General features: G+C 29.0%; 5 protein-coding genes. All 5 read left to right on the top strand.

Annotation, left to right across the window (positions count from 1 at the left end; translation table 11 throughout):
* Window positions 1-252, top strand: a 252-nt coding sequence (locus tag GH664_RS22220) for a hypothetical protein (RefSeq protein ID WP_194270467.1), incomplete at its 5' end; no start/stop codon positions are given.
* A gap of 294 nt (window positions 253-546) precedes the next feature.
* Window positions 547-930, top strand: coding sequence for a hypothetical protein (locus tag GH664_RS22215; RefSeq protein ID WP_153163765.1), 384 nt, complete (start codon window positions 547-549; stop codon window positions 928-930).
* A 60-nt stretch (window positions 931-990) separates the two neighbouring features.
* A complete protein-coding gene (locus GH664_RS22210) occupies window positions 991-1,869 on the top strand; it encodes a hypothetical protein (RefSeq protein ID WP_153170263.1) in 879 nt (292 codons plus the stop codon).
* Between the two features lie 9 nt (window positions 1,870-1,878).
* Window positions 1,879-2,262 carry a hypothetical protein gene (locus GH664_RS22205; protein WP_203041933.1) on the top strand — a complete coding sequence of 128 codons (384 nt, stop codon included), beginning with the start codon at window positions 1,879-1,881 and terminating at the stop codon, window positions 2,260-2,262.
* Window positions 2,263-2,571: 309 nt separating this feature from the next.
* A partial coding sequence (locus tag GH664_RS22200; protein WP_153170261.1) for a hypothetical protein occupies window positions 2,572-2,835 on the top strand: 264 nt, incomplete at its 3' end.

Raw genomic sequence — 2,835 nt, 5'->3', positions numbered from 1 at the left:
ACTATACGTACAGAGTACAATAAAAGAAAAAACAAATGGTTATCAGAACATTGTGAAAGAAAATATACTCCTGAATACTATGAACTATTTAACAATCTATCACCTTTAGCTGCTGATGCTAGAGAATTAGTACAAATCAAAATACACAAATTACTAGATACTGTAAAAGACGCTAATGGATTCTATGACACAAGTAAGTTATCAGAAGAAAATCAAAGTAAACTAAAGGATTTATATTTAGAAAAAAAATAGTTAGCTAGTATATATGGTATAGATGGAAAATTAAAACAAGGTGAAGAATATGAAATAGCTGTAGAACTAGCTGCATTAAATGATAAGTTGTCTAAAGGTATGGTTTTAAAATCAAATAAAGCATTATTTGATAAAATCAAGGCTGAAAAAAAAGCAAATTTATCTGAAGCTCAGTATCAAAGATGGTTATAGTATAATTCTAGAGATGAATATACTCAAGAATTCTATGATGATCTTGCTAAAGTAGAAAGATCTGAAATAAACAATGAATCAGATAAAAAGCTATATGAATAGTTGCAAGAAAGAAAAAGAGCTATACTTAAACAATTTAGAGATGATAAGATACATGAAATTGAAAAGTTAATACCAGGAGTTGCTCAAGCTGAATTAGATAAAATAGATGTAGATTTATATAGGATAAGAAAAAGAAACGGTAAAAAGAAAACTACTGGATTAAAATTTAACGATATAGCTAAAGTGATACCGTCTAAGCTGTTCTATAAACTTAGAGCTGATGCCATTGCTAATGGAACTTTAGCAGAATTTGAAATGACACATTGTAATAGAGATAGTCAAGGTAATATATATCCTAAATCTTATCTTACAACAGTTGTTCCAGTGAAAGAAAAATATATACTTAAAGAACAGCCATCTATTTACTTTTCAGAGGTAGATTAGAATTCTCCATTTGTTAATAAGAACTACAAACCAGAAGTTGAAGACTAGGGAGAATACTATTTGCCTAAATTAGAACTATACGATAATTCAGAAGCATTTAATAAAGTATCTTCAAATGAAGATTTACATGAATTATACAAAGAATGTGTGAATACTCTTAAAGAATCAAATAGCAAACTTACTAATCTTACTAATTTAAGTTCATATAGATTGCCACAAATATCAGGTTCTATGTGGAGATATGTTAGAGCTAGAGGTTTTGAAGGTTTTAAAGAATATTGGAAAGATAAAGTATCTACTAGAAATGACGATACTGGTTTAAACGATGAAACAGTAGATACTGGCACAGATAAATTATATTTTGTTCCACAGAATTATGTTAAAAGTCTGGATGATCCTTCTACTATTACAGCTAATACTGTTGGCTCTATAGTAGAGTATTTTAAAATGGCTGAAAACTTTAGAATAAAAAGTGAACTCAAACCTAAAACCGAAGCTATCTTACAATTTATAGGCAATCGAGACGTCAAAAGTAAGTACAGAGGAAGGAGTAAAAAAGGGCAGGAATCTAATATATATAAGTTTGCTAAAAGTTTCGTAGAGATGAATATATATGACATTAAGACTAAATCTGCTATATGGGATATCAAAGAAAGAGATTATTCTATACTAGGATTTAAAGGTCATATAAAACCTAGAAAAGTTAATTTTACTAAATTAATGCTAGGTTTAAAAGCATTAGGAACTACTGTAAATCTAGGTTTAAACATTATATGTGCTACTACGGGTTTTTTTACAGCAGTCTATAATGATATAATTAATTCGCTTTCTGGTAGATATTATAGTTTTAGTGATAGTCTTAATGGAACAAAAGCATTAATTGTAGACTTATTTAAAAACAATTTTAGTTTACTTAGTGATTATCATAATAGTACATAGATGAAGCTAATGGAATATTTTCAAGTGGGCGCAGAAATAAAAACAGACAGACTTAATCTATCTACTTTTCAAAAACAAATAGCTAGAAACTGGGCTTTTGGAGTATACTCTTTAAGTGATTATGTTGTAAAGGGTCATATACTAAATTCTGTTATGTACAACTATAGATACGTAAATGGAGAGTTTCTTAGTAGAGAAGAATTTAAACGTAAATATAGTAATGATGAAGTAATGCTAAATCAATGGAACACATTTAGATCCTCTAGAGATTTAGTAGAGTATAAAAACGGTAATATTGTAACTAAAGATCCTGCTCATCAAAAAGCTTGGGATGCTAAAAAAGAAACTATTGGTAATACTGCTAGAAATTTAGCTCAATCTGCTGATGGTTAGCTTACTCCACTATAGAAAACTATGTTAAGTAGTAATATTATAGGAAGTTTAGTAATGATGCATAGACAGTTTATGCCTATTATACTTCAAGAAAGATGGGTATAGAATAGACAATGGGATTATAGTTCTCAAAGATATAAAGAGGCTTTGTTTAGAGTTCCTTTTAGTATTATTTCTGCAATAAGAAGAGATACTAGGAATATTAGTTTATGGTAGAAGTATATGTAGAATTCTACATACGATTAGCGTAGAGTAATAAGACAATTATCTTTAGAACTAATAGGTGTACATATATTGCATTTCTTCTTAATGCCAATAGCAAAGGCTTGGGCAGATGATGATAAAGATAATATATTAAAACAATTATTAGCTTTTGCTTTAGTAAGAACAGATTTTGAAACTATGATGTCTTCTACCCCTTGGGCAATCCAAGACGCTATCTCAACTATCAAAACTCCATTCCCCATTTATAGTTATTATGATAACTTTTCTGGATTAATTTCTACTGTACCAGCATGGGTACATAATCTGATTAATAATGAAGATGAAAAAATAGATAGAGGCGCTTATAAA

Origin of the sequence: Thauera sp. 2A1, assembly GCF_009469595.2 — a bacterium.
In the GTDB taxonomy this organism is placed as follows: Bacteria; Pseudomonadota; Gammaproteobacteria; order Burkholderiales; family Rhodocyclaceae; genus Thauera.
This window is presented reverse-complemented; position numbering and strand designations above follow the sequence as displayed.

Excerpts from the sequence above, each read along its gene's own strand:
- GH664_RS22205 (WP_203041933.1), top strand. The coding sequence starts at position 1,879 with ATGGAATATTTTCAAGTGGGCGCAGAAATAAAAACAGACAGACTTAAT.